This window comes from Kocuria marina (assembly GCF_000786655.1).
Classification (GTDB): domain Bacteria; phylum Actinomycetota; class Actinomycetes; order Actinomycetales; family Micrococcaceae; genus Kocuria; species Kocuria marina_A.
Window position 1 is genome coordinate 113,836 of sequence record NZ_JROM01000058.1, and the last position, 25,564, is coordinate 139,399.

General features: G+C 68.4%; 23 protein-coding genes and 2 pseudogenes. 9 read left to right on the top strand and 16 right to left on the bottom strand.

The genetic code is table 11. The annotated features are described in order from the left end of the window. Window positions 1-50 precede the first annotated feature (50 nt). The gene (locus AS25_RS13085; RefSeq protein WP_035965690.1) at window positions 51-476 is read left to right on the top strand and encodes a MarR family winged helix-turn-helix transcriptional regulator; all 426 of its coding nucleotides are present in this window, start codon (window positions 51-53) and stop codon (window positions 474-476) included. Window positions 477-605: 129 nt separating this feature from the next. On the opposite strand, the gene AS25_RS13090 is transcribed toward AS25_RS13085, so the two are convergent. Next, window positions 606-2,066, bottom strand: a complete 1,461-nt coding sequence (locus tag AS25_RS13090; protein ID WP_035965692.1) for an amino acid permease — start codon at window positions 2,064-2,066, stop codon at window positions 606-608. Continuing rightward, a complete protein-coding gene (gene hutG / locus AS25_RS13095; protein WP_052161003.1) occupies window positions 2,059-3,072 on the bottom strand; it encodes a formimidoylglutamase in 1,014 nt (337 codons plus the stop codon). The genes AS25_RS13090 and hutG overlap by 8 nt, the downstream gene beginning before the upstream one ends. Window positions 3,073-3,250: 178 nt before the next feature. Here hutG and AS25_RS13100 point away from each other — a divergent pair, with 178 nt between their 5' ends. From AS25_RS13100 to fmdA, 7 genes are all read left to right on the top strand, one after another. Continuing rightward, complete coding sequence (locus tag AS25_RS13100; RefSeq protein ID WP_035965693.1) at window positions 3,251-4,036, top strand: IclR family transcriptional regulator; 786 nt, start codon at window positions 3,251-3,253, stop codon at window positions 4,034-4,036. A 114-nt stretch (window positions 4,037-4,150) separates the two neighbouring features. Beyond that, window positions 4,151-4,912, top strand: coding sequence for a ZIP family metal transporter (locus AS25_RS13105; RefSeq protein WP_035965694.1), 762 nt, complete (start codon window positions 4,151-4,153; stop codon window positions 4,910-4,912). Window positions 4,913-5,074: 162 nt separating this feature from the next. Then, the gene (gene hutU / locus AS25_RS13110) at window positions 5,075-6,793 is read left to right on the top strand and encodes a urocanate hydratase (RefSeq protein ID WP_035965695.1); all 1,719 of its coding nucleotides are present in this window, start codon (window positions 5,075-5,077) and stop codon (window positions 6,791-6,793) included. Then, window positions 6,790-8,091, top strand: coding sequence for an imidazolonepropionase (gene hutI, locus AS25_RS13115; protein ID WP_253270595.1), 1,302 nt, complete (start codon window positions 6,790-6,792; stop codon window positions 8,089-8,091). Before hutU ends, hutI begins: the two co-directional genes overlap by 4 nt. A gap of 129 nt (window positions 8,092-8,220) precedes the next feature. Continuing rightward, complete coding sequence (gene hutH, locus AS25_RS13120; protein ID WP_035965696.1) at window positions 8,221-9,786, top strand: histidine ammonia-lyase; 1,566 nt, start codon at window positions 8,221-8,223, stop codon at window positions 9,784-9,786. A 78-nt stretch (window positions 9,787-9,864) separates the two neighbouring features. After that, complete coding sequence (locus AS25_RS14435) at window positions 9,865-10,158, top strand: FmdB family zinc ribbon protein (RefSeq protein ID WP_084118229.1); 294 nt, start codon at window positions 9,865-9,867, stop codon at window positions 10,156-10,158. Between the two features lie 58 nt (window positions 10,159-10,216). Next, window positions 10,217-11,473 carry a formamidase gene (gene fmdA, locus AS25_RS13125; protein ID WP_035965697.1) on the top strand — a complete coding sequence of 419 codons (1,257 nt, stop codon included), beginning with the start codon at window positions 10,217-10,219 and terminating at the stop codon, window positions 11,471-11,473. 218 nt (window positions 11,474-11,691) lie between these two features. On the opposite strand, the gene AS25_RS14440 is transcribed toward fmdA, so the two are convergent. The 6 genes and pseudogenes from AS25_RS14440 to AS25_RS13140 all read right to left on the bottom strand — a co-directional run bounded on the left by AS25_RS14440 (window position 11,692) and on the right by AS25_RS13140 (window position 16,885). Then, window positions 11,692-12,315 (bottom strand): HNH endonuclease, encoded by a 624-nt coding sequence (locus AS25_RS14440; protein ID WP_172644457.1) that lies wholly within the window; start codon window positions 12,313-12,315, stop codon window positions 11,692-11,694. A gap of 220 nt (window positions 12,316-12,535) precedes the next feature. Further along, the gene (locus tag AS25_RS14445) at window positions 12,536-13,603 is read right to left on the bottom strand and encodes a DNA cytosine methyltransferase (protein ID WP_253270596.1); all 1,068 of its coding nucleotides are present in this window, start codon (window positions 13,601-13,603) and stop codon (window positions 12,536-12,538) included. Window positions 13,604-13,877: 274 nt separating this feature from the next. Further along, entirely contained in the window at window positions 13,878-14,111 is a 234-nt protein-coding gene (locus AS25_RS15395; protein WP_238400081.1) for a sulfurtransferase TusA family protein, read from the bottom strand. Between the two features lie 282 nt (window positions 14,112-14,393). Further along, a pseudogene (locus tag AS25_RS15400) lies at window positions 14,394-15,437 on the bottom strand (YeeE/YedE family protein); the annotation flags it as partial. A 104-nt stretch (window positions 15,438-15,541) separates the two neighbouring features. Then, on the bottom strand, window positions 15,542-15,955 hold the full coding sequence (locus AS25_RS13135) for a hypothetical protein (protein ID WP_035965701.1): 414 nt from the start codon (window positions 15,953-15,955) through the stop codon (window positions 15,542-15,544). After that, the gene (locus AS25_RS13140; protein WP_253270597.1) at window positions 15,956-16,885 is read right to left on the bottom strand and encodes an NAD-dependent epimerase/dehydratase family protein; all 930 of its coding nucleotides are present in this window, start codon (window positions 16,883-16,885) and stop codon (window positions 15,956-15,958) included. It abuts the gene before it with no gap. A 213-nt stretch (window positions 16,886-17,098) separates the two neighbouring features. On the opposite strand from AS25_RS13140, the gene AS25_RS13145 reads away from it, so the two are divergent. Then, window positions 17,099-17,335, top strand: coding sequence for a hypothetical protein (locus tag AS25_RS13145; RefSeq protein ID WP_035965703.1), 237 nt, complete (start codon window positions 17,099-17,101; stop codon window positions 17,333-17,335). Between the two features lie 104 nt (window positions 17,336-17,439). Here the strand turns inward: AS25_RS13145 and AS25_RS14960 are convergent, their stop codons facing one another. From AS25_RS14960 to AS25_RS13180, 8 genes and pseudogenes are all read right to left on the bottom strand, one after another. Then, complete coding sequence (locus AS25_RS14960; RefSeq protein WP_172644458.1) at window positions 17,440-17,592, bottom strand: hypothetical protein; 153 nt, start codon at window positions 17,590-17,592, stop codon at window positions 17,440-17,442. Window positions 17,593-17,824: 232 nt separating this feature from the next. Beyond that, window positions 17,825-18,848 (bottom strand): annotated as a pseudogene (locus AS25_RS13150) (NADP-dependent oxidoreductase). Between the two features lie 78 nt (window positions 18,849-18,926). Next, window positions 18,927-19,610, bottom strand: coding sequence for a YdhK family protein (locus AS25_RS13155; protein WP_052161012.1), 684 nt, complete (start codon window positions 19,608-19,610; stop codon window positions 18,927-18,929). A 76-nt stretch (window positions 19,611-19,686) separates the two neighbouring features. Beyond that, window positions 19,687-21,237: a sensor histidine kinase gene (locus AS25_RS13160; protein ID WP_052161004.1), complete on the bottom strand. Its 1,551-nt coding sequence runs from the start codon at window positions 21,235-21,237 to the stop codon at window positions 19,687-19,689. Then, window positions 21,234-22,679 (bottom strand): glycosyltransferase family 2 protein, encoded by a 1,446-nt coding sequence (locus AS25_RS13165; RefSeq protein WP_035965705.1) that lies wholly within the window; start codon window positions 22,677-22,679, stop codon window positions 21,234-21,236. The genes AS25_RS13160 and AS25_RS13165 overlap by 4 nt, the downstream gene beginning before the upstream one ends. Then, on the bottom strand, window positions 22,666-23,763 hold the full coding sequence (locus AS25_RS13170; protein ID WP_035965706.1) for a HEAT repeat domain-containing protein: 1,098 nt from the start codon (window positions 23,761-23,763) through the stop codon (window positions 22,666-22,668). Before AS25_RS13170 ends, AS25_RS13165 begins: the two co-directional genes overlap by 14 nt. 7 nt (window positions 23,764-23,770) lie before the next feature. Then, window positions 23,771-24,154: a response regulator transcription factor gene (locus AS25_RS13175; RefSeq protein ID WP_035965708.1), complete on the bottom strand. Its 384-nt coding sequence runs from the start codon at window positions 24,152-24,154 to the stop codon at window positions 23,771-23,773. Between the two features lie 202 nt (window positions 24,155-24,356). Beyond that, on the bottom strand, window positions 24,357-25,526 hold the full coding sequence (locus AS25_RS13180; RefSeq protein WP_035965710.1) for an MFS transporter: 1,170 nt from the start codon (window positions 25,524-25,526) through the stop codon (window positions 24,357-24,359). Between the last annotated feature and the right edge of the window lie 38 nt (window positions 25,527-25,564).

The following is a 25,564-nucleotide window of genomic DNA, read 5'->3' on the forward strand; positions in this document are numbered from 1 at the left end:
CACTCGGTAAAACCCGTGAGCCCCCGCAACGCGTCCCGTAGCATGAGCCCATGGAACCCGATCTCCGCCTGGACACGCAGCTGTGCTTCGCGTTGTACTCGGCCTCCCGCAAGGTCACCAGCGCGTACCGGGAACCCCTCAAGGACATGGGACTGACCTACCCCCAGTACCTCGTGCTGCTCGTGCTGTGGGAGAACGACCACCGCAAGGTCAACCAACTGGGCGAGGCCCTCATGCTCGACAGCGGCACCCTCTCCCCCCTGCTGCGCCGGATGGAGGCCGCGGGTTTCGTGACCCGCCGCCGTTCCGACGAGGACGAACGATCGGTCGTCATCTCTCTCACGGACAAGGGTCGGGGCCTCGAGAAGCCCGCCGCCGGTATGCAGGAGGACCTGCTCGACAGCCTGGAGATGAGCAAGCGGGACCGGCTGTTGCTGCACGATCTGGCGCAGAAGCTGTGCCGGAGGTTGCCGTAGGGCGCTTCTCGGTCGCGGTGAGGTGTCGCGGGTGGTCCTGACCCGTTCGCCCCACGACACCTCCGCCTGCCGTTGTGGCACGTCCGCCTGCCGGCCCGGCACCCTCGCCTACCGTCGCGGCACCTCGCGCTACTGCCGCGGCAACTCGATGAGGGCCGTGTGGTCGTCCAGTTCCGGGCGACGTCGACCGTGGCCCCGCACGAACAGCGCGTAGCCGACGGCGAGGAGAACGAGCCACACCGCCCCGACCACGAAGGCCACCCGCGTGTCGGGGAACCAGGCGAGCAACACGGTCACCGCGATGAGCATGCCCGTGGCGGCCCAGGAAGCCACGGGCCACAACGGCACGCGGAACTCCGACTCCGGCCGGTTCTTCTGCTTGATCTCACGGCGCATGGCGATGTGGGACAGCAGGATCATGAGCCACACGAACACCGTGGCGAACGTGGCGATCGACGCGATGATCAAGAACACGTCCTCGGGGATCACGGCGTTGAGAACGGCTCCGATCGCCAGCGCGACGGCCATGACCACCACGGTCAACCAGGGAACCCCGTTACGGGACACCTTCATGAAGGCCCGAGGAGCCTGCCCCTGCTCCGCGAGTCCGAACAGCATGCGGCCGGCCCCGAAGGTGTCCGCGTTGATCGCGGAGATGGCCGCCACGATCACCACGATGTTGAGGATGGTCGGTGCCGCGGGGATCCCGAGCGCGGAGAAGATCTGCACGAACGGGCTCGCCTCACCGGTGATCTGGGTCCACGGGACCAGGGACATGATGACGACCATCGTGCCCACGTAGAACAGGAGGATGCGCGCGGGGACGGCATTGACCGCCCGGGGGATGGAACGTTTGGGATCCCCCGCTTCCCCCGCGGTGATGCCGATGGTCTCGATGCCTCCGAAGGCGAACACCACCACGGCCAGCGCGGCCAGCAGGCCCGCCACGCCGGTGGGCATGAACCCCCCGTGCGCGACGAGGTTGCCCACGCCCGCGGATTCCCCCGGGGCGAAGGACACGCCGATGACCATCAGCACGATCCCGCCGGTGATCATGGCCAGGATGGCACCGACCTTCACGATGGTGAGCCAGAACTCCAGCTCACCGAAGATCTTGACGTTACGGGTGTTGATCGCGGCGATGAACAGGATCACGGCGCTGACCCAGATCCAGCGCGGGGTGTCCGGGAACCAGAAGCCCATGTACACACCGAACGCGGTGACGTCCGCGATGGCCACCACGATCATCTCGAAGACGAACGTCCACCCCGTCACGAATCCGGCGAAGGGTCCCAGGTAGCGCGCGGCGTACTGCCCGAAGGAACCCGGCACGGGGTGACGGACCGCCATCTCACCGAGCGCTCGCATGACCATGTACACGGCCGCGCCCGCCAGGAGGTAGGCGAGGATCACCGCAGGCCCGGCCTTCTGGATGGCCGTCGCGGAACCGTAGAACAGACCCGTGCCGATCGCCGATCCCAGGGCGATGAACTGGATGTGGCGCATGTTCAGCCCACGGGACAGGGCCGGGCCGCGCTCGCCCGTGTCGGAGGAACGCCCGGCGGGTGGAACGGTGGTGGTCCTACGCATGATCGTCTCCCGAGTTCTCGTGGTTGAGTGCGTCGCACGGTGCCGTCACGGCGTCGTGGACGAGTGTGGTGATCAGCCGAGCGGCGGTGCGCGCGGTGCGCCCGTCCACATCGAGTGCCGGTAGCAGTTCGACCACGTCCACCAGCGCGAGCTTCCCGCTACGGGCCACGCGCCGGCAGATCTCCTGGATGACCTCCAGGGACACCCCGTATCCCGCGGGCGCACTGACACCCGGGGCCACGGCAGCGGGGAGCACGTCCAGGTCGATGCTCAGGTGCACGGCGTCCACGCGAGCGAGCATGCGGTCCACGGTTTCCAGCACGCCGTCCAGGTTCCGGAGGGAGCACTGTTCGTCCGTGAGGTACTCGACCCCCAGCTCCCCGGCCGTGCGGAACAGCACCCCGGTGTTGTTGGGTTCGCTGATCCCCAGCACCGTGTAGTCGAACTCCCGCCCGGCGGCCTGATCCGCACGGGCCATCTGCAGGAACGGCGTGCCGGAGGACGGTTCGTCCGCGTCTCGCAGGTCGAAGTGCGCGTCCAGGTTCAGCACGCCCACGTGCTTGCCGGCGAGGCGCTGACTGCGGGTGCGGCCCAGGTAACTGCCCCACGCGGTGTCGTGCCCACCGCCCAGGACCACCACGGGATGGCCCGTGTCCAGCAGGGCCGCCACGCTGTGGCCCAGGGTGTCCTGACCGTCCTCGAGATCCCGGTCCGGGACCAACACGGTCCCCGCGTCGTGCACCACGAAGTCCGCGTGCAGGGCCAGCGGGGCGAGCGCGGCTCGCAGCGCGTCGGGGCCTTTCGACGCTCCCACCCGGCCCTTGTTCCGGCGCACGCCTTCGTCGCACGAGAAACCGATGAGCTCGACGCCGGACGCGTCCTTCCCGGCGGACGTCGCCGCGTCGTCGGCGATCCTCTGGTGCCAACGCGCGTGCTCGGGGGTGTCACCGTCGGTCCTGCCGCGCCACACGGAGGGGTCCGGTGGTGTGATTCGGGTGCTCGTCATGCAGCGTCCTTCCCCGCGATGCCACCCGCCAGGCGCAACGCAGTGTTCGCGTGTGATCTGAATTACGATTCCCTCCACCCAAGCCCACCACCGGGAATCACGGGGTACTCGCGGAACAGATATTGTCTGGTATTCCAGACAAGACGTTGAGAAGCCTCACCACCGGAAGGGGAGCCCTATGGCCGGAACCAAGGTGCCCGCAGCCCAGAACACACTGCGGATCCTGCGCTTCCTGGCCTCACGCCGGGGCCCGGTGTCCGCGTCGTCGATCGCCACGGCCCTGGAGCTGCCCCGCTCCTCCGTGTACCACCTGCTCACGGTCATGACGGAGCAGGGGTTCGTGGTGCACCTGCCCGAGGAGCGGCTGTACGGGCTGGGGATCGCGGCCTTCGAGCTCTCCTCCGCCTACACCCGGCAGGACCCCATGGCGCGACTGGGTGAGCCGCTGCTGCGTTCGCTCGTGGACACCGTGGGCGAGAACGCACACCTGGCCGTCATGCACGGCCGGGACGTCGTCTACGTGGTCGAGGAGCGGGCGCCGTACAAACCGTCGCTCGTGACCAATGTGGGCGTGCGCGTCCCGGCGCACCTCACGGCCAGCGGGCGCTCGATGCTGGCCGATCTGCCCGCCGCCCAGGTGCGGGCGCTCTACCCGGATCGGGCATCGTTCGCCTCCCGCTGGGAGAGCACGGTCATCACGACACCGACCCAGCTGCGCGCCGAGCTGGAGCGCACACGCGCCCGCGGCTGGGCCGTCGAGGAAGGGGATGTGACGCCGAACTTCGCCTCCGTGGCGGTTGCCGCGCACGATCACCGCGGCCTCCCGGTGGCCGCCGTGACCCTCACCTTCCTGGGCCACCGCACGGACGAGGACCGCCGGGCGGAGCTGGTCGCACAATTACGGCGCACCGCGGACACACTGACCAGGCGATTGCACGGGGCGGCACCGGCGACGGACCACTGACCGTCGGCGGGCATGCGTCGGTGCCCCCGGCCGCAGCCACGTCCCCTCGCGACCGTGGAGGGACCGGGAAATGGCTCTGGTACTTCGTCGCCCTAATCGACAAGAATTACTCCCATGGTCATGTCACTGTTGTGGGGTTTCGTCGCCGCCGTCTCGCTGTTCATCGGCGCTGTCCTGGGCGTGCTTCGGAAGTGGCCCGACCGCCTCGTGGGATCGGTGCTCGCCTTCGGCGGCGGCGCGTTGATCGCCAGCATCTCCTTCGAACTCGCGGAGGAGGGTCTCAGCACCGGCGGCCCGGTCGCGGTGGGAGTGGGATTGGCGATCGGCGCGTTGGTCTACTTCACCGCCAACAAGATCGTGGAGAACGCCGGTACAAGTGGTTCCATGCACGGCCTGTTCCACCACCGGACCACCACGTCCTCATCCCGCGGACAACGCAGGGCCGCCGGCGGTACGTCCCTGGCGTTGGGTGCCTTCCTCGACGGGATCCCCGAACAAGCCGTTCTGGGGATCGGCCTGGCGGCCGGGGAGGGAGTCAGCGTGGCATTGCTCATCGCGATCTTCGTCTCCAACCTGCCCGAAGCCATCGGCTCCGCCAGTGACATGCGTTCCTCCGGCACCCCTCGCTCGAAGATCCTGCTGCTCTGGGCGGGGGTCACCGCGGTGTGCGCCCTGGCCACCCTGGGCGGCTTCCTCGCCGCGGACCTGGCCACGGGGTCGCTGCGGGCAGCGGTCAACGGTTTCGCCGCCGGCGCGCTGTTGGTCATGCTCACCGATTCGCTCGTACCGGAAGCGCGCGAGAAGGCCGGGGAGCTGGCCGGGTTGATCACCGTTCTGGGCTTCGCCCTCGCGGCCGGGCTGTCCCTGCTGAGCTGACCCTCCCGCCGACGGCGGTGGTTCCCAGGGAACCCGGGCGTCTGGTATCCCAGACACAACCCCTTCCAGGGCCCGTGATCGGCATCACTGTCCGTGGTGCCATGGATGCATTCCCCGTCCGCGCCGCAAGGTCCGGACCGATTCGCCCCTGGAGGAGCACCCATGGCACTACCCAATGCCCGCCCCGTCCGCGCGCCACGCGGTACCGAGATCAGTGCCAAGAGTTGGCAGACCGAGGCGCCCCTGCGGATGCTCATGAACAACCTGGACCCGGAGGTCGCGGAGCGCCCCGACGATCTCGTGGTCTACGGAGGCACCGGCCGCGCAGCCCGCAGCTGGGAGGCGTTCGACGCCATCATCGAGACCCTGCGTGAGCTGGAGGAGGACGAGACCCTGCTCGTGCAGTCCGGCAAGCCCGTGGGTGTCCTGCGCACCCACAAGTGGGCCCCGCGCGTGCTGATCGCCAACTCCAACCTCGTGGGCGACTGGGCCACGTGGCCCGAGTTCCGCAAGCTCGAGGACGAGGGCCTCATGATGTACGGCCAGATGACCGCGGGGTCCTGGATCTACATCGCCACGCAGGGCATCCTGCAGGGCACGTACGAGACCTTCTACGCCGTCGCCCGCAAGATGTACGAGGACGGCCGCCTGAACGAACCCACCCTGGCCGGGACCCTGACCATCACCGGCGGGTGCGGCGGCATGGGAGGCGCGCAGCCGCTCGCCGTGACGTTGAACGGGGGCGCGTGCCTCGTCGTCGACGTGGACGAGACCCGCCTGAAGCGGCGCCAGTCCAAGCGCTACCTGGACGAGGTGGAGACGGACCTGGATGCCGCGCTGGAGAAGGTCAATGCCGCCAAGGCTGAGCGTCGCGCGCTGTCGGTGGGCTACGTGGGCAACGCGGCGGACGTGTTCCCGGAGTTGCTACGGCGTCATCGCGCGGGTGAGATCTCCGTGGACGTCGTCACGGACCAGACCTCCGCGCACGATCCCCTGTCCTACCTGCCCACCGAGTTCACCGTGGAGCAGTGGGATGCCGAGGCCAAGGCCGATCCCATCGGGTTCACCAAGAAGGCCCAGGAGGCCATGGCCGCGCAGGTCCAGGCCATGGTGGAGTTCCAGGACGAGGGCGCCGAGGTCTTCGACTACGGCAACTCCATCCGCGACGAGGCCCGTCACGCCGGGTACACCCGCGCCTTCGAGTTCCCCGGCTTCGTCCCGGCGTACATCCGCCCGCTGTTCTGCGAGGGTCTCGGCCCGTTCCGCTGGGTCGCGCTGTCGGGTGATCCCAAGGACATCGAGGTCACGGACGCCGCGATCAAGGAGCTGTTCCCCGACAACAAGCACCTGCACGAATGGATCGACGCCGCCCAGGAGCACGTGGAGTTCGAGGGCCTGCCCGCGCGGATCTGCTGGCTCGGCTACGGCGAGCGCCACAAGGCGGGTCTGCTGTTCAACCGGCTCGTGGCGGAGGGCAAGGTCTCCGCGCCCATCGTGATCGGGCGCGACCACCTGGATTCCGGTTCGGTGGCCTCCCCCTACCGCGAGACCGAGTCCATGAAGGACGGTTCGGACGCCATTGCGGACTGGCCGCTGCTCAACGCACTCACCGCGGCGTCCTCCGGTGCCACGTGGGTGTCCATCCACCACGGCGGTGGCGTGGGCATCGGGCGTTCCATCCACGCGGGTCAGGTCTCCGTGGCGGACGGCACCGATCTCGCGGCGCAGAAGCTCGAGCGCCTGCTCACCAACGACCCCGGCATGGGGGTGATCCGCCACGCGGACGCGGGTTACGAGCGTGCCGTCCAGGTGGCCGACGAGCGCGGGGTCAACATTCCCATGCACAACGACCTGCAGGCCACCCGTCAGGCGCAGCGATGAACGAGCGTCACACCTCGCCCCGCCCCGCCGCCTCCCCCAGTGCGGTTGACGACGTCGCTCGCGGCCGGAGCGCGGACGGTCACCCGGGTGCCGGGCCGTCCACCCCCGGCCCGGGAACGGGAGGATCCGAGCTGATCACCGGGATCGGTGAGTTGCACACCGTGGACCCCGCTCGAGGTGAGGATGCCGTGCTGCGGGACGCCGCCGTCGTCGTCGAGAACGGGGTGATCGCCTGGGTGGGGCCCGCCGCCGAGGCACCCGCGGCGGACCGCGCCGTGGACCTCGAGGGCCGGGCGGTGCTGCCGGGTTGGGTGGATTCCCACACGCACCTGGTGTTCGCCGGGGATCGCGGCGAGGAGTTCGCGGCGCGGATGGCCGGGCAGGCCTACGCGGCGGGAGGCATCGGCGTCACCACCCGGGCCACGCGGGAGGCCGACGACGAGACCCTGCGCGGTCTCGTCGCCCACCGGGTGGCCGACGCCGTGGCCGGTGGCACCACGTACCTCGAGACCAAGACGGGCTACGGCCTGGACGTGGAGCAAGAGCTGCGCGCGGCCAGGATCGCAGCGGAAGCGGCGGACGACGTCACCTACCTGGGCGCTCACCTGGTGCCCGAGGGTGTGGACCCGGACGAGTACGTGGCCACGGTGTGCGGGCCCATGCTCGAGGCCGTGGCCCCGTACGCGCAGTGGGCGGACGTGTTCTGCGAGCGCGGCGCGTTCACCCCCGAGCAATCCCGGATGGTGCTGGAAGCCTGCCGGGACGCGGGGCTCGGACTGCGGGTGCACGGCAACCAGCTGGGCCCCGGTGAGGGCGTGGCCCTGGCCGTGGAGCTGGGTGCCGCGTCCGTGGATCACTGCAACTTCCTCTCGAACGCGGACATCGCCGCGCTCGCGGGTTCGGACACCGTGGCCACCGTGCTGCCGGCGTGCGACCTTTCCACCCGAGCACCGCTGGCTCCGGCCCGTGAGCTGCTCGACGCGGGCGCCACTGTGGCGATCGCGTCCAACTGCAACCCCGGGACCAGCTACACGACCTCCATGAACTTCTGCGTGGCCACCGCGGTGCTGCAGATGCACCTCACGGTGGACGAGGCGATCCGCGCGGCCACCCTGGGCGGCGCGAAGGCGTTGCGTCGGGATGTCTCCGCACCGGGGCGGCCCGCCGTGGGCCACATCGCGGTGGGAACGCGCGCGGATCTCCACGTGCTGGACGCCCCGCACGCGGTCCACCTGGCTTACCGCCCCGGCATGCCCCTCACCTGGGGCGTGTGGCGGGCGGGCCGCCGGGAGCTCTGACTGCGCTTTCCCCGAGCTCCTACGCCAGGCCTCCTCATCGCCACACCCCTCGTGCGGTTGCTGACCTAGTCACGCACCGACCGCATCTGCACCCCCAGCCACGACCTCCCACCGAAGGGAACACTTCACATGACCATCAACGCCGACAACGAGACGCCCGCCACCGTGCTGCTCGGTTCCTCCGGGACGACCGTGGCGGACGTGATCGCCGTGGCCCGCCACGGTGCGCGCGTCGAACTGACCTCCGAGGCCCGCGAACACGTCGCACAGGTGCGCCGACACATCGACGCCCTGGCCGCGTCGGACGTGCCCGCGTACGGGATCTCCACCGGCTTCGGGGCGCTGGCCAACAAGCACATCCCGCTGGAGAAGCGCACGCGGCTGCAGAAGTCCCTGGTGCGCTCCCACGCTGCGGGCACTGGGCCCATCGTGGAGCGGGAGGTGGTGCGGGCGCTGATGTTCCTGCGCGCCAAGACCCTGGCGTCCGGGCACACGGGCATCCGCGTGGAGACCCTGGAGACGATGCTCGCCGTGCTCAACTCGGGCATCACCCCGGTGGTGCACGAGTTCGGCTCGCTGGGCTGCTCGGGTGACCTGGCGCCGCTCGCCCACTGCGCGCTCGTGCTCATGGGCGAGGGCCGCGCCGTCGGACCCGACGGCACCGAACGCCCGGTGCCCGAGCTGCTCGCCGAGGCCGAGATCGAGCCCGTGACCCTCGCCGAGAAGGAGGGCCTGGCGCTGATCAACGGCACGGACGGCATGCTGGGCCAGCTCATCATGGCGCTGGCGGACCTGCAGCACCTGCTGACCGCCGCGGACATCACCGCCGCGTTCTCGGTGGAGGGTCTGCTGGGTACGGATCGCGTGTTCATCCCCGAACTGCATGAACCCCTGCGTCCCCACCCGGGCCAGGCGGACGCCGCCGCGAACATGCTCAAGGTGCTCGAGGGGTCCGGCATCGTGGCCTCCCACCGCTTGGGCGACGACCGCGTGCAGGACGCGTACTCCCTGCGCTGCGCTCCCCAGGTGGCCGGCGGCAGCCGGGACACCGCGCGCTACGCGCTGTCCGTCGCCCAGCAGGAACTCGCGGCGGCGGTGGACAACCCCGTGGTCCTGGACGACGGCACCGTGAGTTCCAACGGGAACTTCCACGGCGCCCCGGTGGCCTACGTACTGGACTTCATGGCCATCCCGATCGCGGATCTCGCGTCCATGTCGGAGCGGCGTACCGACCGCATGCTGGACCCCGCCCGTTCCCACGGCCTGCCCCCGTTCCTTGCGGAGGACCCTGGGACGGACTCCGGTCTGATGATCGCCCAGTACACGCAGGCGGGCCTGGTCTCGGACATGAAGCGGTTGGCCGTGCCGGCCTCGGTCGATTCGATCCCCAGCTCGGCCATGCAGGAGGACCACGTGTCGATGGGGTGGCACGCCGCCCGCAAACTGCGCCAGGCCGTGCTGAATCTGCGCCGGGTGCTCGCGATCGAGCTGATGACCGCGACCCGGGCCATTGCCCTGCGCGCACCCCTGGAACCCGGGGCGGCGTCGTCGGCGGTGCTGCAGCAACTGCACGGCCGCGTGGGAACGCCGGGCCCGGACCGCTTCCTGGCCCCAGAGATCGAGGCCGCGGAGGAGTACGTCGCGTCCGGGCAGCTCGTGCGCACCGTGGAGTCGGTGACGGGTCCACTGCGCTGACCCGAGCGCCCACCGCACGCCCTGTGCGGTGGGCCCCGCCGCCTGTATCGTGGCTCACACGCGTGAAGGGAGCATCCCATGCCCGTCTACGAATTCCGCTGCGAGACCTGCGGGCCGTTCGAGGCGCACCACGCGATGACGGATGTGCCCCGCTCCCGGGAGTGCCCCGCGTGCGGCACGACTGCCCGCCGCGTCTTCTCCGTGGCCGGGTTGTCCCGCGCGAACTCCCCGCGGGCCCGCGCCATTGACGACGCCGCCCGCTCGGCTGAAGCGCCCGACGTCGTCAGCTCCGTCCCCCGGCAGACGGGAGGACGAGGAGCCCCACCGGCCGTGTCCCGCGACCCACGGCACCTGAAACTGCCGCGGCCCTGAGTATCCCGCTCGACCCCGCGGGAGCTCCCCGCGGGGATCATCAGAAAGGTTCCGGATCATGCCAGAAGTAATTTTCCCGCTCGATTCCACCAAACCGTTCACGGATCAGAAGCTCACCGGTCACAACCGCTGGCACCCGGACATCCCGCCCGTGGCCACGCTCAAGCGCGGCGAGAGCTACCGTATCGACTGCCGGGAATGGTTCGACGGAGCGATCAAGAACGATGACTCCGCGGACGACATCCGCGATGCGCCCCTCAACAAGGTGCACGCGCTCTCGGGGCCGTTCGCCGTGGAGGGCGCCCAACCGGGTGACCTACTCGTGGTCGACATCCTGGACCTCGGTCCCGTTCCGCAGGAGGAAGGACCGCTCGCCGGGCAGGGCTGGGGTTACACCGGGATCTTCGCCCAGAAGAACGGCGGCAGCTTCCTGGTGGAGCAGTTCCCGGATGCGTACAAGGCCGTCTGGGACTTCCAGGGCGGGGAGTGCACGTCCCGCCACATTCCCGGGGTGCGATTCACCGGTATGACCCACCCGGGGCTCATGGGCACGGCTCCGTCCGCAGCGCTACTGAAGAAGTGGAACAAGCGCGAAGGGGATTTGATCGCTACGGACCCGGATCGGGTGCCTCCCCTGGCCCTGCCCCCGGAGCCGGATTCGGCCATCCTGGGATCCCTCGGGGGTGAGGACTTCGACCGGGTGGCGTCGGAGGCCGCCCGTACCGCTCCCCCGCGGGAGAACGGTGGCAACCAGGACATCAAGAACTTCACCAAGGGGTCCCGCGTGTTCTACCCGGTGTTCGTCCCGGGCGCTCACCTGTCCGTCGGTGATCTGCACTTCTCCCAGGGGGACGGTGAGATCACGTTCTGCGGTGGCATCGAGATGGGCGGGTTCATCGACCTCCACGTGGACGTGATCAAGGGCGGCATGGAGACCTACGGCGTGACGGAGAACGCCATCTTCATGCCGGGACGCAACGGTCCGGTGTACTCGGAATGGCTCGCGTTCTCGGGTACCTCCGTCACCCTCGAGGGCGAACAGCGCTACCTCGACTCCCAGCTCGCATACCAGCGGGCCGTCCTGCACGCGATCGATTACCTCTCGAAGTTCGGATGGTCCAAGGAACAGGCCTACCTACTTCTGGGGGCGGCGCCGATCGAGGGCCGCTTCTCGGGGGTCGTGGACATCCCCAATTCCTGCGCCACCGTGTATCTCCCCACGGAGATCTTCGACGTAAACATTCGCCCCTCCACCGACGGACCTGCGCGGGTGGATCCGGGCATGGACGCACCGAGGTCCATGAATCCGGGATAGAGCGAGGGAGAAAAGCGACGCTATTTCAGCACCGTAGAAGTATGTGAATCTGGACGATCTTTTCCCAGATGCATGGAAGAGGTACGAAAGAAGGTCCCCACTCCAAGTTGGTAAGCCCCGAGCCGACAGACAACGGCACGAGAGAACCGTCTACAAGATCACCTGGTCATGCACGATACTGTGCGGATGTACTACAACAGGTCACCGCGGGATGATCCCTACAGAGAAATCCTTTCACCTAGCCAATGCGTAATTTGGTCACGCACCCCTGGCGCAGCCAAACGGATGCGATCATAGACGGCGTCCAAGTCAGAACGCTCACGCGAATTCTGTCGGAGCCATCGCAGTAGCGTCTTTTTGTCCGCTGCAGGGAGGCGGCGCGCACTCGCAAGGAGATCGTCAAATGATTCTCCTGAGCCGCTCTCAGCCCGAACTGTTTCGTTGCATCTAGCACATTCACAACGAAGATTGTCAAGCTTGTTGCTACCACCCTGCTGGGCAGGAATAACGTGACCGATCGTCATGCGCGCCGGGTTTCGAGGCGGCTCAGGATAGTTCTCTGCCGCACCCACGCCACAGATCGTGCAGCGGGATCCATCCCGCTCCAGCACTTTGCGACGTGTATGCGGATCAATACTGCTGGTGTCATCGGGCTTGGAGTCGAGAGATCCGGGCCACCAGCCATGTTGGCGCATCAGGTACTCCGCATTGAGCCCAGGCATGTCCTTCATGCCGTCAATTACCCATCCCCATGTACGCAGTTCACGAATCCTGCGCTGAAAGTGCTCGTCACGCACCCCCAGAGCTTGACGGATCTCATCCATAGAGAATCGATCGCCCACGGCGACGTTAAACTTTAGCCAGGAAGCCGCCCGCGGCTTATTCCCTGTGGCTCCTTTGGGACCAGCGCCAGACTTGCGGTCCCACCACAGTTTGCCGTCGGGCGCGTAGGCCTCAGGCGGATACTCCCGATTCATATTTTCCGGCACGTTTAACCTCGCGATATGTATGCACTAGGACGAAAAATTTGACCCCGCATGACTTAGAGGTCACAGATGCACATTATTGAACAACCGGCACCCTGATGTCGCGCGCCTGAGCGAGACGATGACCCTCAGTGGGTTTGTCATCGCGCTCTTGCGTGGTGAGTACAGCCGCGATGTTCAGTCCAACCGCTCGGGCCACTGGGGGCGGGAACGCGTTCCCCACCTGTCGCCATGCGGCGGTTTTACCTCCCGAGAATTTCCAATCTTCAGGAAACCCTTGAAGGACTGCCCCCATCTGCACTGTGAGCCGCGGCGGATCGTCGTGAGGGAAGTCCGCACTGGGCGCTGTCTCAGCAATGGACGAAGCTTTCACCCCGAGTTTGGCCCATGCCTGCTTGGAACGAGTGGGCCCTAAATCCGGCCCTCCGTGTTTCTTGGAGCCACCCACTAGGGTGGGGGCGATCCCATTTGCCTTCTGGGACCACGCCTCCACGCCCTCCCATCCGTTAGCTCCCATCAAATGGGCTATCGAAGCACCGACAGTTGTCGTGACCGGCTTTGGGTCGGGCCACTGGAAATCTTTCAGCTTCGATCCGCGGAAGGCGACCAAAATGAACCGAGGACGCAATTGCGGCACGCCGTAGTTTGAAGAGTTCAACAGCTTCCAGTCTGACTCATATCCCATGTCACGCAGCCTGTCGATGATCTGCGCCCTATACGTAGCAAAACGGGGCTGGGACAGACCACGGACGTTTTCCAGCATCACCGCACGCGGCCGAGCCCGAGCCACAATATCGAGAGCCTTGGGGAACAGATCTCGCTCATCATCCGCGCCTAGCTGTTTGCCCGCGATGGAGAACGGGGGGCAAGGCACGCCTCCTGCGATCAAATCAACCCCATCGAAGTCCAAGCCGTCCACGTCATGTAGATCTCGTTCCTGAACGCGCCATCGGTGGTCCGCAGGCACCCCCGGGTGATCTCTGTTAGCTCGCAGGGTCTCACAGGCCCATTTGTCATTTTCGATGGCTGCGACGTGAGAGAAGCCAGCCTGTTCTAGGCCCAGAGCCTGGCCGCCCGCCCCGGCGCAGAGCTCGACAGACGTGAGTGCTACGGGGTCAGTCATATGGAACTCCTTGACGGTCATAACGGCTCCTACTAGGTGAGCCCGTTCTTGGCACCACGCGTTCTCGATGAGGCGCCTGCGAAGTACTGTACAAGTGCGCTCCGACGTGCTGGAGCGCGGATGCCGGAGTGGGCGGATTGCAAGACGCGATCATTGTGAGCGGTCTAATACATGATTTCCTGTGGCTTCCAACATCGCCCCGAGACGAGCTTCCCTCAGCCCTGACACACGCGCGGCGCCCCGCCACCACCGAACGTGGTGACGGGGCGCCGTCATCAATGGCCGAGCTCCGGAATCAGCCCTTCTTCAGCGTGATCTGCCAGCTGGCGTCACCCTTCTCCACGAAGTCCGTGACCTCGTGGCCGTCCGTGGCCGCCCACTGCGGGATGGCCTCGGTCGCCTGGGTGCAGTCGAAGTCGATGACCAGGTGGTCCCCGGAGTCCAGGGTCTTCATGACGTCCTTGGCCTCGATCAGCGGGAACGGGCACACGGCACCGAGCGAGTCGAGCGCGTAGTAGCCCTCACCCAGGTCCTTGAGCTTCTTGGACGGCGCACTGGCCGGGTTCTTGACCATCAGCGCGGAGGGCGCGGCGGAGAAGCCCGCGAACACGTTGGTGCCGTTGGCCCCGGAAGCCGCGGGGGCCGTGGGAACGGCGGACGGAGCGGCGTCGATCAAGTTTCCGGACGGGGTCGCGGAGTCCACGGTGTGGTCCAGGCTCTCGTCGGTCGTGTAGGTCTCGTCCGAGCCGGCCACGGCGGGGCGGGCCTGCGAGGGCTTGAGCCAGATCTTGGTGGCCACGGCCACGCCCAGTGCGATGAACAGCAGGGCGATCCAGCCCTGGAAGGTGAACAGGCTGGTCTGGACCATGCCGTTGCCCACGGTGCAGCCGCCGGCGAGCGCCGCGCCGACGCCCATGAGGACACCGCCGCCGATCGAGCGCACGGTGGTCTTGGCGTCCGCCACGCGGATGCGGAACTCACCGGTGGCCTTGGCCGCAATGAAGGAACCGACCAGGATGCCGAGCACGAGCATGACGCCCCAGTCGAGCCGGTCCTGATCACCGGTCACGAGGAAGTTGAGGGAGTTGGCGGTGGGGGTCGTGATCCCCAGGCCGTCGTTGCGTCCCGTGGCGGCGGACAGCGGCCACGCGATGACGCCCAGCAGACCGATCAGCGCACCGGCGGTGTACACGTGGAGGGGGCGCTTCCAGGCTGCGCGGTTGCCCAGGCGAGCGGGCTTGGGCGCGTTCTTCTCACGGGTGAGGAAGTGACGCACCATGAGCGCGGTGATCACGGCCAGGGCGACGACGAACAGCCACGGCGAGACGCCCAGCGCACCCGGGATGGTGGTCAGGCCGGTGTCCCAGCTCTTCATGCCGGCGTTGAAACCGCTCAGCACGCCCGTCTTCATCGCGGACGCGGACAGCGCGTACATGGCCAGCGCGACCCACGAGCCCACGAGGCCCTCGCCGGAGCGGTACCACGTGCCGGAGGCGCACCCGCCGGCCAGGATGATGCCGATGCCGAACATGAATCCGCCCACGATCACCGCGAGGGGCGCGAAGGAGGGGTAGTTGGGGGAGATGACGTCGGCGGAGGTCAAGGCGGTGAGCCCGATGGCGTGCACGGAGATCACCACGAGCAGCGCGGCGAAGGTCCGCCACGACTTCTGCAGGAAGATGTCCCGCAGCATGCCGGTGACGCAGAAGCGGCCGCGCTGCATGACGATGCCCAGCAGCGCGCCGATGACAAGTCCGGTGAGGATCATATGTGAGTACCAGTTTCCCGCGCACCGGGAAGAGGGCGCGTTCGGAGGAAGGGAAGATGAGATGAGGAATCGAAAAAGACTCCTCATACTCAACTACTCACCGGGGGCAACGTCCAGGTTTTCGTCACAAAGTGTCGTATTCCCTGGAGGGTCCCCAAAGTACCTACTCGTGAGGTATTAGCGAAGTTCTCTCAATCCGGCCGCGTGAATGCCGCCCGCAGCGCCCCCACCGCGGCCTTCCCCGCCCGACTCACGGACATGGGCACCTGCCCGAAGACCTCGCGCGGGATCGGGTTCCGGCACAGCCGCGTGGTCCGCTCCGCATCCCAGTCCACGAGCACGAACCACTCGTCGCCCTCCTGCACGACCTCCCGCACGGTGCCCGTGGCGCACAGCTCCTGCCGCTGGGACAGGTAGGCCCAGATCGCGTCCCCCGCCGCCATGGTCCGGTAGCCCGTGCGCAGGCACCACCGATCGGCGGGCTGCGAGCGCCCGATCGCCTCCCACACCGCCGTGGCATCCGCGCGGGTGCGCCAGTCGGCGGGCATGTGCTCTCCGTGAGCGGCCGGATTGATGGGCAGCAGCCAGTGGGTCTCCGCGGCCATTCACGTGCCTCGCGGTTCGGTAGAGGCGTCCGACGACGCGTCCCGCCTGGTCTCGCCGTCACGCTCGGCGACGTCGCGGTCCTCTGACGACGACGCCGCCGCGCCCAGCAGCGCGTCGTACCCCTCCCGGAACGTGGGGTAGCGCCACCGGGAGCGAGGAACCAGGGAGTGCACGAGCGCCCCGTCGATGATCTTGCCGAGCGGCCCGTCCCCCGCGGGCGAGTTGTCCTGAGGCACTGCCACCCCCAGCCGCCCCGCGAGGTGCGTGACGACGTCACCCAGCCGAGCGGCGTCGTGATCCACGGCGTGCAGCAACCGCGGCGGCTCGGGAGCGTCGAGCACGGCGGTGAGGACCGTGACGAGATCGTCCCGGTGGATCCGGTTGGTCACGCGCCGATGGGTGACGGGCGCGCCCGTGCGGACCCGCTCGATCAGGGACGTGCGCCCGGGACCATAGATCCCCGCGGGGCGCACGATGACCAGGTCCGGGAAGAGCTCGGCGGCGAGCTCCTCCGCGGCGAGCAGCACGTGGGCGGTGGTGCGCTGGGGGGCCGGCGGGGTGGCCTCGGTGACGACCTCGCCGTCGGCGCCACCCAGCACGCCCGTGGAGGACACGAGCACCACGCGCGGCGCGGCGTCGGACGGTAGGGCCCGGCGCAGACCCCGCAAGGCGCCCAGGTAGGTGCGTTCGTAGGCGGCAGCGTCGCGGCCGTCGGCGGTGAGGGTGATCACCACGGCGTCGACCGCGGGAAGGACGGCGTCCCCCGGGTCAGTGAGGTCCAGGGAGACCGGCTCGATGGGCCCGGGCAGCGCGTCCGCGCGGCGCCGCACGCCCACCGCGCGCACGCCGGGCTCGGCGAGGCGCAGCCCCAGGGCGGTCCCCACGTCCCCGCAGCCGGCCAGGAGCACTGTTGCAGCGGAATCAGTCATGGCCCCAGCCTGTCACGTCCGCGCGACGGCGCGCGGCCCGGGCGCCGAGCCCCGCCCCGGAGCGGGCGCGGAAAGTGGCGGGAAAGGGCATGAAGACCGGGCGAAAACCGATCCATCACCCCCCTTACTATTTGGTCCCCCAGGATTTACGGTGGAGGTACCCAAACCCGCTCGAGAACCACACGCTCAGCAGAGCAGAACGGAGATCACACCATGATCATGAAGACCCTGCACGACGTCGGTATCCGCTCCGAGTACGCCTACACCGCGGGCATGGGCTCGATCGCCCTGTCCTTCGTGTCGTGGGGAATCTCGCGTCTCAAGAGCGACGACTCCAAGGCCCAGTCGGACCGCTGGGGCATCTTCGTGGGCCACTGGGCGCCCACCTTCATGAGCGTGGGCCTGGCTCTCGCCCAGTACGAGCAGACCCTCGAGAACAAGCGCAAGTAAGTTTCGTCCGTCAGTCGACTGTCGACAGTGGAGAACGGCCCCGCGTGAGTTCACGCGGGGCCGTTCTTTAGCTGATGCCCGAACGTGCGGGCGGCCCAGTGGGCTCAGTGGCCGTAGCCCTGCGAGTCCTCTTCCGCGCCGGCCTGCTCCTCGAAGAATTCCTGCTGTTCCGGGGAATCCGCCTGCTCGGCGGCCTTCTGCTTCTGCTCGTCCGAGTCCACCTGGCTGACCGAGTCGTCCCGCTGATCGTTGCCCATGACTTCGCTCCTTCGTCTCGCGTGCGCCGCGGCGCGGTGTCCGGGAGTCGCCCGGTTCGACGTCGCGTGCCCACCTGTGTGCGCTCCGCCGTCCCGTACCCGCGGGCTCGGGCGACGGCGCCGTGTCCCGAGCATCCCCAACCGCACAGCACGTGTCAACGGGGTTCGGGGATGCCGCCCGGGTGTCACTTGAGCGGGCGCCCGAGTCGCGTGGCGCGCGTGATACCCCGTCTCACAACTTGACGACCATCTTACCCTTGTTCTCGCCCTTCATCATGTCCAGGAACGCGTCCACGGCGTTCTCCAGGCCCTCCACCACGGTCTCGTCGTAGCGAATGCGGCCCTCCCGGAACCACCCGGTCATCTTCTCGGTGAACTCCGCGGCCACGTCCATGTGGTCGCCCATGGTGAAGCCCTCCAGTGTCAGGGAGTTCTTGATCAGATTGCCCATGTTGTCCGGGCCGCACGGCGCCTCGGTCGCGTTGTATTGGCTGATCGCCCCGCACGCCGCCACGCGCCCGTGCCGGTTGAGTACGTCCAGCGCGGCCTCCAGGTGGTCGCCGCCCACGTTGTCGTAGTAGACGTCGACGCCGCTGTCCCCCCGCGACCCGCGCCAACTGCTCGCGGATGGGCGCCTCCTTGTAATTGATCACGGCGTCGAACCCGTACTTCTCGGTCAACAGCTCGGCCTTCTCGTCCGAACCCGCGGAGCCGATCACGTGGGACGCGCCCAGCAGGGACGCGATCTGGCCCGCCGCGGAACCCACGGCGCCCGCCGCCCCGGACACGAACACCCGGTCCCCCTCACGCAGCCGCGCGATCCGGGTGAGCCCGGTGTACGCCGTCATGCCGGTGAGCCCGAAGATCCCCAGGTACACGGACAGCGGGGCACCGTCGATCTCCTGCACGGGGGTGAACGCCTTGGCCGGGCCCTGGGCCACGTCCCGCCAGCCCAGCTGGTGCAGCACGGGCGTGCCTTCCGGAAGGTCCTGCGCGCGGGATTCGACGACGCGACCCACCGCACCGCCGGTCATGGTCTCGTTCAGTGCGAACGGCTCGATGTAGCTCTTCTCGTCCCGCATCCGCCCGCGCATGTAGGGGTCCACGGACAGGAATTCGTTGCGGACCCGCACCTGGCCGTCCTCGAGGGGCGGCAACTGCTCGGTCACCGTGCGGAAGTTCTCGTGGGTGGGCCAGCCCTCCGGGCGGGACACGAGCTGGATCTGGGTGCTGTCGACGCTCTCGGTGCTAGTCATCCCGCCAGTGTGGCATGCTCGTGATCCGGGCACACGAGGGCTTCGCGCGCAGCGGATTCACCCACCCCGAGGTCATGCTCAGTCCCGCGCGTGCAGCTCGTCCTCCACGACCCACTTGTGGTTGGTCATGGTCATCCCGTCGCTCTCGTAGTCGACCATGTAGACGGTCTGGGTTGTCGAGGACTCGATGGTCCCGTGCGCGCCCTTCATCCCGGGCATGTGGTCGGCCTCGATCGTCACGGACGCGCCGTCCGGCAGGCGCTCGGAACCGGCGTCCCGGATCTCCTCCTGGACGACCCACTTGTGATCGGTGACCTCCGGCCCGCCGTCGGTGGGCTCGTAGTTCACGGAGTACGCGGTGGTCGAGTAGGCACCCGAGACGGTGGCGGGTGCACCTTTCATCCCGGGCATGTGATCCGCGGTCAGCGTGACCTCGCTGCCCACGGGATACGTGGGATTCGCCGCCGGGGTGATCCCCTCCGGTGCGGGCCCGCCATCCATCGCGTGCTCGTGCATGTGAGCGTGACCCGTCCCGGACGCGCCCGTCGTGGGGGACGCACTCGCAGCGGGGGACGACGACACCGAGGGCGACTCTGCCGTGGAGTGCGCGTGCGGCGTCGTCGGGGGCGCTTGCTCATCCTGCGCCGACGAGCACGCGGTGGCGCCCGCGAGAATGAGCAGACCGGCCAGGGTGACGGGAAGACGACGAACGGCAGTGATCCTTTCGGGAGAGTCCGGGGCGCCCCCGGGATCGGCGACCATCACGGCGAACACCACCGCGTGCCGTCACGATCCCGGGAAACGATCACCCCACCCTATATACCATCTGGGGGTATCCTCAAGCGGTTGCGGCGTCCGCGGAAGGAGCCAAGGGCAGATCCAGGGTGACCGTGGTCCCCTCCCCCTCGACCGAGCGCAGACCCACCGTGCCGCCGTGCTGCTCCACGATGGTGCGCATGATCACGAGCCCCAGTCCCGTTCCGGGCACCTGCTGGGCCGTGGCGTTGGAGGCCCGGGTGAAGCTCGTGAAGAGGGACCCGACCTCTTTCTCGGGAATGCCCATCCCGGTGTCAGTGCACGTCAGGCGGACTCCCGTGCCACCGGGCGTGTGTTCCAGCGTCAGCGTGACGGCGCCGTGGGGCGGGGTGAACTTGATGGCGTTGCCCACCACGTTGGTGACGGCCCGCTCCAGACGGTCGCGGTCCCCGAACACGGGCCACGAACCGTCCGTGTCCGCGTGGACGGTCACTTCGCCCGCCACGGCCTGGGGAACGAGATTGGTGACCACCCCGGACACGCACTCTGCGAGGTCCAGCACACGGTGGCGCGCCGAGCGGTTCTCCTGGTCCTGGTCCAGCTTGTTGATCAGCAGCAGGTCCTCGATCAGCAGCCGCAGCCGCTCCGTGTTGCGCCGCACCACTTCCAGCACGCGGGCCTGTTCCGGGCCGACGCCGCCGAAATCCCCGTCCTGGAGCATCTCCACATAGCCACTGATGGACGTGAGCGGGGTTCGCAGCTCGTGGTTGGTGGTGGAGACGAACACGGACTTCTGACGGTCGAGCTCCGTGAGCTGCTCCAGCGTGCGCTCCCGTTGCTTCACCACGTCCCGGGCCTCGCGGGTGAAGGCGTTGAAGGACGCGGCGAGATCCACCACCTCCACAGCGCCGCGGGAGGTGTCCGCGACGGCGTCGTGGTCGCCCGCGCGCTGCCTCGCCACCGTGCGCTGCAGCGTGAGCAGCGGTGCCCCGAGGGCGCGGTCCGCACGGCGCAGGGCGAGGAGCGTCACCGCGATCGACAGCACCGCGGCAGTCACCACGGCGGCCGCGGCCAGGGTCATGGACCGGTTCAGGTCCGCTCTGCGCTGCTCCCGCAGGCTGGAGACCTCCGCCCTGACGTCTTCCAGTGTGCCGAGGGCCCGGTCCATGGCGGGTGCCGTGCGGGAGAGGTCCATGGATCTCCGCGGGGTGTCCCTCCCCGGTTCCCGAGTCAGGCCGAGCCACGTGTCCACGGACTCGTTCAGGGACCGCAGCTGCGGCACCCGTCCGGCCGCCACCTCGCCCAGAACCTCCTGGGCCCCGGTGAGGTCCGCCGTGGCCTCCGCGTACTCCCGCGCAAAGGTCCGGTCTCCACTGACCGCGTAGCCGCGCGCGGCCGTCTGGGCGCGCAGCAGCGTGGCCTCCACCTGGTGCGTGGCATCCACCAGGGGGGTGATGGTGGTGCGCGTGGTGGCCACGTTCAGCTGCACCGTGTGCAGGCCCCACAGCGCGGTGGCGCCGGTGAAGACCAGCACGAGGCACAGCAGGACGAGCACCTGCAGGAGGATGGCGCGCACCCCGCGGTGGCGGACGCCGTCCCGCACGCGGGCCAGTGCCGGGAAGCGGGCGCTCATCCGTCCACCTCGGTGAAGCCCGAGCGGGTCATGGTGCCCCACTTCTGCTCGCGCCGGGTCAGGGCCGCCAACCAGCCCTCCATGCGCCACCACGCCGTGAGTTGGCGGTATCCCGCGTTCTCGAGCACCGCGGCCACGAGGGTGACCCCCAGGTCCCGCCAGCGGGGGTACTTGTGGTAGCTCAGCTCCTCCACGGTCACGGCGGCCAGCGTCACGATGATCGCGTACGCGTAGGCCACGAGCATGAACAGCAGGAAGTACTGCCAGGACACGAGTCCCAGCGCGAAGCCCAGGGCGATCAGTACCAGTCCGGCGAGTTCCAGCAGCGGGGCGATCAGCTCGAAGAGCCAGTAGTACGGCACCGCCACGAGTCCCAGGCGGCCGTAGCGGGGGTTGAACAGCATGCCCCGGTAGGCCCACAGGGTCTCCCACAGACCGCGGTGCCAGCGGGAGCGCTGTCGGCGCAGCACGGGCACGGTACTGGGCACCTCGGTCCAGCAGATCGGTTCGGTCAGGAACGTGACCCGGTAGGGCTTGCGTTGTTTCCGGAAGGTCCTGTGCAACCGCATGACCAGCTCGAAGTCCTCCCCGATGCTGTTGGCGTCCAATCCGCCCACCGACACGAGCGCGTCCCGGCGGAAAACCCCGAACGCCCCGCTGATCAGCAGCAACGCGTTGATCCGGGACCACCCGGCGCGGCCCAGGTGGAACGCCCGGAGGTATTCGAGCACCTGGATGTCCGCCAGGGGGCTGCCGGGCATCCGCACCTCCAGGACACGACCGCCCTTAACCCGGCATCCGTTGACGGCGCGGATCACTCCGCCGGCGGCCACCATGTTGATCGGGTCCTCGATGAACGGCCGGGACACCGCGAGCAGCGAGCCGGGATCCAGGATGGAGTCCGAGTCCACGAACAGCACGAGGTCCTCGCGGGCCAGGTTCACGCCCACGTTGATCGAGTCCGAGCGGCCCGAGTTGGCCTTGCGCACCACCGTGAGCCGGGTCCGCCCGTCCCGGGGGACGTGGATGCTCGTGGGGGCCTCCCGCACCGGGACGTCCTCGGGCATGCGGCGGGCCACGGGCACCAGGTCGAAGGCCTTGCGCAGCACCTCGAAGCCGTTGTCGCTGCTGCCGTCGTCCACCACCACGACCTCGTGGTGCGGGTGCTGCAGGGACAGGAAGGATTCCACGGCCACGCGGATCCCCATCTCCTCGTTGTGCATGGCGGTGACCACGCTGATCCCCGGCATGGTCCGCGAGCGCATGAGTTCCTCCCGCCCGGCGAACGGGATCCGTCGGCGGTAGGCCACGAAGTCCACCGCGGCGAGCACGATCATCACCAGGTAGGAGGAGTTGATCAGCAGGAAGTAGACGAGCACGGGCCACGCCACGAACGCGAGCACCGCGGCTACCCCGGTGCGTAACAGCTCAATCCAGTCCACGCGTGGCGCTCCTCATGGCGGTCAGTTGCAGGGCGTAGGTGGCCGGTTGCACGGCGGGGCCCGGGGTCTTCGCGAACTCCCGCAGTTGCTCGCGGCCCCGCGGGCCCAGTTCCGTGAGCGCCACGGCCGCCCGTTCCGACGGTCGCGGGCGGGTGTCCGCCACGAGGGGAGCCAGCGCCTCCACCGAGGAGGGCAGGCCGATCGCCTCGAGGGCGTCCACGGCGGCGAGCGCCACGGTCTCGTCCGGGTGGCGGGCGAAGCGCGCAAGCAGCGTCAAGTCGCTCGAGCCCCCGATCTTGCCGAGCGCTTCCACGAGGGCCGCGAGCGTTCGGGGGTCCTCCTCGGCGGCGATGCGTTCCCGCACCACGGGTGCCGCTTGCGGCAGCGGGCGGGAGCCGATCACCGTGGCGGCGACGTGGCGCACGGAAGGCTGCGGGTGCGTCGTCGCCTCCACGACCACCCCGGCCACGGGCTCGTCGAACGTGCACAGGGACTCCACGGCCACCCAGCTCGGGAGCCCGCGCGGGCGACGTCGCGGGGCCACCGCGCGTACGACGGGTCGGGCGGCTGCGCCGTCGCCGATGAGCGTGAGGGCGCGCGCGGCGGCGACCACCACGTCCATGGAACGGTCCTGGAGCAGGGGGACGATCTTGCCGCCCGACTCGCGCTCCCGCATCAGCCCGAGGGTCCACGCGGCGTACGCGCGGCGGATCGCCCGGCGGGACGACAGCCCGCGAAGGGCCCAGCTCGAGCGGCCGTGCGAGCGCAACACCTCGGCCAGCGCGCGGGCCGGCTCCCCCTTGACCTTGGAGAGCATCGCGGAGACCGCGCGGTCCACCACGCGGGTGCGCCGGGGGGCCACCGACGTCAGCTGGGTCAGCGCGGAGCGGTCGTCGTCCTCCCCCGAGGCGACCTCGAGCATCGCCGGCCTGAGCTCACCGAGCAATTGGCGTTCCCGGTGTTCCCGCCACAACCGGCCGGTGCGTGAACCGAGCACCAGGGCGAGCAGGAAGATCGCCGCCCATACCAGGACCCACAACACCCCGGACAACAGCTGGGGGGACACGATGGTCTGCGTGGCCATCGCCCACTCACCGCCCCCGGCCGAGCATCGAGTTGACCCGGTGCAGCAGCTCGCGGGGGCTGAAGGGTTTGGTCACGTAGTCGTCGGCACCGGTGTTGTAACCGTCGTCCACGTCCGTGTCCCGGGCGCGCGCGGTCAGCAGCAACACCTTGACCCCGTCCAGCCGGTCCATGGTCCGGATCTGGCGCAGGACGTCCAGGCCGCTGAGCCCCGGCATCATCACGTCCAGCACCACGAGGTCCGGGGTGAGGTCCTCTAGTGCGGTCAGAGCCGCGCTGCCGTCCACGACGGCCCGCACGGCGAACCCTGCCTGTTCGAGTTTGAAGACCACGAGGTCCCGGATGTCGGGGTCGTCGTCCGCCACGAGGATGGAGGGCTGCGCAGAGGTCACGAGGGGGCTCCGTGTGTTGGGGGGATGAACACACTCCGCGGGTGCCGTGCGCGAAGTCACGCCCAGAATATTCCAATTCATTGGATTTGCCAGGGATTGCCCAGGTAAGCGGGCGTGCGGGCCTTCGTGGACGCTACGGGGCGCCGGGGACGCATGAGCTCATCTGATGGCAGTCGCGCGATCGGCCGGGGCCTCGGCCTCGTCAATCGGATTCTGCGCTCGACATGCTGCGGCGCAGGAGGAACCCACTCAGTAGGAGCAGAGCGCACACGGCGAGTAGCAGGGTGACCAGGAAACCCACGCTGCCACTGCCGTGGAAGAACACGCTGGAGAGCAGGAACCCGCCGGCACTGATGGTGAGGCTGACCTGGAACAGCCAGGCCCAGGCGTCACTGACCGGGATGTCCTCGTTGCTCGCCAGGATCTCGGCATAGACGTTGCGCACACTGCTGTTCACCAGCGAGTACCCGAGACCGCACAGCATGAATCCGAGCAACGCGAGACCGGAGTGCGGGTTGAAGAGCCACACGAATGTGCCGAGGACCAGCACCACCACGGTTCGTGAGTCCTTCGTGGACTTGTTGAAGAACGTCGCGGCAGCGAACACCAGGACCCCGCCCATCCCGTACAGGGAGATGTACATCCCGACCTGGGACGGTGACAGTCCCTGCACGTCGACGAGCACGGGCATCTCCAAGGAGTCGATGAGCACGCCGTAGACCACGAAGATCACCCACAGGCCGATCAATGGCTTCGCTCTCGGTGCACCAGCCAGGGCGTGGGGTGGCCGCAGGAAGGTCGCACCCCGGGACGTGGAACCTGTAGAGTTGCGCGACACGGTGCCGATCCAGGGGACCAGGGCCATGGCGCACACGAGGCACGCGAACTGGACCAGGAGCACGGACTCGAACGAGTACAGACCCAGGACGATGCCACCCGCCGCGGGTCCCAGGACGATGGCCAGGCTGGACCCGCTCGAGACCGCCGTGATCACTCCGCTCGTGCGATCAGCGGGTATCTTCCGGCCGATCAGATCCATGAGAGAGGATGCGGCCGCATTCTGGAAGACCGCCGACAGCGCCAACAGGAGCAACACCCACGCATTGTTCTCGCTCAGCGCGAAGACCCCGACCGCAAGGGCCGCCTGCGCCGCTACGCACGCGAACCAAATGACGCCCACTGGCCGGCCGGAAAGCATCGACAGCAACGGCCTGGCGAGGAGTGCCGGAGCCAGGGTCAGACAGAACAGGTACATCGTGACGAACGACGGCCCGACGCGCTGCTGGAACTCGATCATCGCGGATGTCAGCGTCAGCCAACCTCCCAGTGCCGCAATCGTGGAACCGGCGATGACGCGCGCGGGCGCACTCATCCCACACCACGATGCGCAACGGATGTCATAGCGGGAGT